The sequence below is a fragment of the Frankia sp. AiPs1 genome, from assembly GCF_023716945.1.
Classification (GTDB): domain Bacteria; phylum Actinomycetota; class Actinomycetes; order Frankiales; family Frankiaceae; genus Frankia.
This window is the reverse complement of the sequence record NZ_JAMQQF010000452.1, coordinates 1-4,956: the sequence shown is the minus strand read 5'-3', so window position 1 is coordinate 4,956 and position 4,956 is coordinate 1. Positions and strand designations below refer to the sequence as shown.

Annotated in this window: 3 protein-coding genes; all 3 read right to left on the bottom strand. The window is 72.2% G+C overall.

Going from position 1 to position 4,956, the window contains the following annotated elements; all coding sequences use genetic code 11:
* Positions 1-652: 652 nt before the first annotated feature.
* Positions 653-1,414 (bottom strand): TIGR03936 family radical SAM-associated protein, encoded by a 762-nt coding sequence (locus ND748_RS25070; protein ID WP_251748474.1) that lies wholly within the window; start codon positions 1,412-1,414, stop codon positions 653-655.
* Positions 1,398-3,518 carry a TIGR03960 family B12-binding radical SAM protein gene (locus ND748_RS25065; RefSeq protein WP_251748473.1) on the bottom strand — a complete coding sequence of 707 codons (2,121 nt, stop codon included), beginning with the start codon at positions 3,516-3,518 and terminating at the stop codon, positions 1,398-1,400. Before ND748_RS25065 ends, ND748_RS25070 begins: the two co-directional genes overlap by 17 nt.
* 83 nt (positions 3,519-3,601) lie before the next feature.
* Positions 3,602-4,837 carry a rod shape-determining protein RodA gene (gene rodA / locus ND748_RS25060; RefSeq protein WP_251748472.1) on the bottom strand — a complete coding sequence of 412 codons (1,236 nt, stop codon included), beginning with the start codon at positions 4,835-4,837 and terminating at the stop codon, positions 3,602-3,604.
* Between the last annotated feature and the right edge of the window lie 119 nt (positions 4,838-4,956).

Below are 4,956 nucleotides of genomic sequence, written 5' to 3'. Positions count from 1 at the left end.
CGTCGCACGCGCACGCCGAGCCGGCGCCGGGGGTTCGACACCCTCGGCCGCACCGCCACCGGCAGCCGCAGCAGTTGGCGACGAGGCAGTCGGCGACGCGGCTAGGTCAACGGGCGGGACAGCGGCGGAGACGGCCGGATCGGCCGTGGCCACCTGAGCCTCGGCCGGGTCGGCCGTGGCCGCGGCGACCGCGTCGTCCGCCTTCGCCTTGGTCGCTCGGGTCGAGCGGGTGCGGGTCGTGGAGCTGGTCCTCGCCCGCCGCCGGGTCGTGGCCGGCGGGTCGCCCGAGGGCGGCTCTCCGGTCGGGGCGGCATCCGGAGCGGAAACCGCGGTCTCACCGGAAACGGTCGTGGGGGCCACAGGCCCGGCCGCGTCCTTGGTCACGCTCGAGGCGGCGGTTGCCACGGCGCCGTCGGGAGCGGACCCGTCCGGGCGCTCAGGGGGCGGACCGGCGGCCCGCCCTGCAGCCCGGCGCCGACGCGGCGCCGGGGGGGTGGATTCGGATTCGGTCTGAGTAGTCAGATCATCGTCGGGCACGGGTTAAGAAGCCTCTCGGGCTCCCGGGCGCGCTGCCTGGTGCAGTCGCGGCCGCGCAGAAGCCAATGTCTCGGTCCGGCTCGAGTGCTGCCGGGAAAGCCTGCGACGCCCTGCATCACGCTGATGAACGACCTGCTAGCCGGCCAGCGTCGTTGCGGTCCGGCGCCAGCGGGTCCGCCAGCGTCCTATCCTCGCGCAGCCGGCCCTGCTCCAGCCGGGTTGGCTCGGGCGGCACCGACGGGCGCAGACCGGCTACCACGCCAAGGGCGGTCAGCACGTCGTCTGGTCGCACAGCGGGCGTCGTGTGCCGCACGACCATCTCCAGTATCGCACACGTGTCGTTCTCTGCACGACAAACGGCCAAGACCATGGCCGCTCGCACATCGAACCGGCGCCGGCCGTCCTTGGTCGCCCGCTCGACCTCGACGATGTCACGGCCCAACAGCTCGGCCACCGCGGCGCGCAGCTCGGGCTCCGCGACCCCCGGCAGCCGGACCACCCACCGGGAGGCGTCGATCCGCTCCGCGAGCCCGGCTCCCTCGGCCTCCACGGCGCCCACCACGTCCAACCCGGGCGGCAACGCCGCGTCCAGGGCGGCCTGCAGCCGCGCCGGTTCCACCGGGACGGCCAGCGCCAGCTCGACGTACTCGGCCTCGCTCGCGGCGCCGGTGGGTGCGGCGCCCACCCAGGAGATCCGGGGATGCGGGCTGAAGCCCGCCGAGTAGGCCATCGGCACCGCCGCCCGGCGCAGCCCTCGCTCGAAGGTGCGAGCCACATCCCGATGTGACAGAAATCGCAGCCGCCCGCGCTTCGCGAAGCGGAGCCGGACCCGCTGGACGACCGGCGGGGGCGGCGGCCCCTCAGGCCGGCGTGCCACTGCTCACCGCTGCCGGGTCGAGCCGGGAGCCGCCGGCCGGGCCGTCCCCGATGCCGGGCCCGGCCGCGCCATCGACCACCTCGACGACGTCCACGGCATCCACGACGTCCTCCCCGACGACGTCCACGACCTGCACCGTGGCCGCCGCGACGGCGGCGGCGGCGACCATCGGCGAACCCGCCGACACGCCCACCACCGGCAGCAACGACCGGCCGGTCGGGCCGATCTGTGTGTCGGTCCCCATCGTCGGGCAGACCCCACAGTCGTAGCAGGGGGTCCACCGGCAGTCGTCGAGCTCGGTCTCGCGCAGCGACTCCTGCCAGTCGGCCCACAGCCAGTCCCGATCGAGGCCCGCGTCGAGATGGTCCCAGGCCAGCACCTCGCGCTCGTCGCGCTCACGGGTCGTGAACCAGTCGAGGGAGACCCCGAGCGGTACCAGCTCGGCGGCGCACGCCGACTCCCAGCGTTCGAACGAGAAGTGCTCGTTCCAGCCGTCGAAGCGACCTCCCTCGCGCCAGACCCGCTCGATCACCGCGCCGACGCGACGGTCACCGCGGGCCAGCAGGCCCTCGATGATGCCGGGACGGCCGTCGTGGTAGCGGAACCCGACCGCCCGGGCGATCTCCTTGTCGGCCCGCACGGTGTCCCGCAGCAGCTTCAGCCGCGCGTCGGTGACCTCGTGCGACGCCTGACCCACCCACTGGAACGGGGTGTGCGGCTTCGGGACGAAGCCGCCGATCGAGACGGTGCAGCGGATATCGCGATGGCCGCTGGCACGGCGGCCGGCCCGGATCACCTCCCGGGCGAGATCGGCGATCTCCAGCACGTCCTGGTCGGTCTCCGTCGGCAGCCCGCACATGAAGTAGAGCTTCACCTGGCGCCAGCCGTGGGCGTAGGCGGTGCTGACGGTGCGCACCAGGTCCTCGGCGCTGACCATCTTGTTGATGACCTTGCGCAGCCGCTCGGAGCCGCCCTCCGGGGCGAACGTCAACCCGCTGCGCCGGCCGTTGCGGGAGAACTCGTTCGCGAGGGTGACGTTGAACGCGTCCACCCGCGTCGAAGGCAGGCTCAGCGAGATCTTCTCGTTCTCGTACCGGTCGGCCAGACCGGTCGCGATCTCGCCGATCTCGGTGTGGTCCGCGCTGGACAACGACAGCAGGCCGACCTCGTTGAAGCCGGTGGCCCGCAGACCCACGTCGATCATCGCGCCGACGGTGGAGATGTTCCGCTCCCGCACCGGCCTGGTGATCATCCCGGCCTGGCAGAACCGGCAGCCCCGGGTGCAGCCACGGAAGATCTCCACGCTCAGGCGCTCGTGCACCGTCTCGGCCAGCGGGACCAGCGGGGCCTTTGGATACGGCCAGGCGTCAAGGTCGGACAGCGTGTGCTTGCTCGGCCGGGCCGGGACGTCGGCGCGGTTGGCGGTGACCGCCTGGATGCGGCCGTCGGGCCGGTAGGTGACGTCGTAGAACGCCGGCACGTAGACCAGCCGTCGGCGGGCGAGCCGGGCGAGCAGCTCGGTGCGCCCCCCGGGGGCGCCGGCCGCCTTCCAGACCCGAATCACGTCGGTGATGCCGAGCACGGCCTGCTCGCCGTCGCCGAGCACCACGGCGTCGACGAACCCGGCGATGGGCTCCGGGTTGAACGCGGCGTGCCCGCCCGCCACGACCAGCGGGTCGGACTCGCCGCGGCGTTCGGCGTACAGGGGAATCCCGGCGAGGTCGAGCGCGGTGAGCATGTTGGTGTAGCCAAGCTCGGTGGAGAAGCTGACGCCGAACACGTCGAAGTCGCCGACCGGCCGGTGGCCGTCCACCGTGAACTGCGGCAGGCCGTGCTCGCGCAGCAGGGCCTCCAGGTCGGGCCACACCGAGTAGGTCCGCTCGGCGAGCACGTCCGGCTGCTCGTTGAGGATCTCGTAGAGGATCTGGAGCCCCTGGTTGGGCAGGCCGACCTCGTAGGCGTCCGGATACATCAGGGCCCAGCGCACCACGGCGGCGTCCCAGGGTTTGACGATGGAGTTCCCCTCGCCGCCGACGTACTGCACGGGCCTCCGCACCCGCGGGAGCAGCGGCTCCAGGCGAGCGAACAGCGACTGTCCGGACATGCAGGCGAGCCTACGGCACGGCGGCACCCCACCACCGACCCGCGCGATCGCCGGACCGCCGAAGGAAGGAGACCAACCCCCAGTTACAGGGCGTACGGGTCGGAACGCGAGCGCAGGCGGACGTTCTGGAGCAGGCCGACGGCGATCATGTTGGCGAACATCGACGAACCGCCGTAGGACAGAAACGGCAGCGGCAGGCCGGTGACCGGCATGATCCCCAGACACATGCCGATGTTGACGAACGACTGGAAGGTGAACCAACAGACCACGCCGGTCGCGATCAGCGCGCCGAAGGAGTCCTGGGAGGCGAAACCGATCGACAGGGCCCGCCACAGCACCACGCCGAGCAGCACGATGATCCCGCCCGCCCCGAGATAGCCCAGCTCCTCGCCGGCCACGCTGAACACGAAGTCGGTCTGCTGCTCGGGGACGAACTGCCCCTGGGTCTGCTGGCCGTGCAGCAGGCCGCGGCCGGTCACGCCGCCGTTGGCGATTGCGATCATGGCCTGGGCGACGTTGTAGCCGGTGCCGGAAGAGGCCTTGTTCTCGGAGACGAACGAGGTGAGTCGGGCCTCCTGGTACGGCTGGAGCAGGTGGAACTGCAGGATCGCGCCGCCGAACAGCACCCCGCACAGGATCAGCCCCAGCACCCACCGCCGCGGCGCCCCGCTGACTGCCAGCATGCCGAGGGTGGTGAAGACCAGCACCATGACCGTGCCGAAGTCCGGCTGAAGCATGATCAGCGCGATCGGGACCACGGTCAGCCCGAGCACGAGCAGGACGTCGCCGTGACCGGGGGCGCTGCGTCGGATCCCGGTATGGCGGTCCTCGTGCTGCTCCCCGAGGATCATCGCCGCGCCGACGACCAGTGCCACCTTGGCGAACTCGGACGGTTGGAGCTGGAAGCCGGCGGGCAGCACGATCCACGAGTGCGCGCCGTTGATCGTCGACCCGAACAGCAGCACCGCCACGAGCCCGACGAGCGAGCCGAGGTAGACGAACGGCGCGTACGCGCGCAGCACCCGATAGTCGACGACGGTCGCGACCGCGCCGAGCACCAGCCCGATGGCGAGGTTCAGCAGATGGCGCTTGAGGAACGTCTGCGGATCGGCGCCGGCGTCGCCGAAGCGCTGGCGGGTCGCCGACCACACCAGCACCGCGCCCACGACGGACAGACCGATGACGCAGAGCTGCAACGTCCAGTCGAGCCGCCGCAGCGGCGAGTGGCGCCCGGAGGCGCGGTCCCGCAACTGCCCGATCCGCCCTCGGACGGGAACCGGGGACGAACGCAGCGCGGTCGGTCCCGCCTCCTGGTTCACAACGCCTCCTGGTTTACAACGCCGCCTGGTTCACAACGCCGCCTCCCATCCATCACCCTCCCGGCCAGCGCGCCCGGGACCACGCCTGCGCCGGGCGGTCCGGCGGCGCGGGTCACGGG

Excerpts from the sequence above, each read along its gene's own strand:
- ND748_RS25065 (WP_251748473.1), bottom strand. The coding sequence starts at position 3,518 with ATGTCCGGACAGTCGCTGTTCGCTCGCCTGGAGCCGCTGCTCCCGCGG.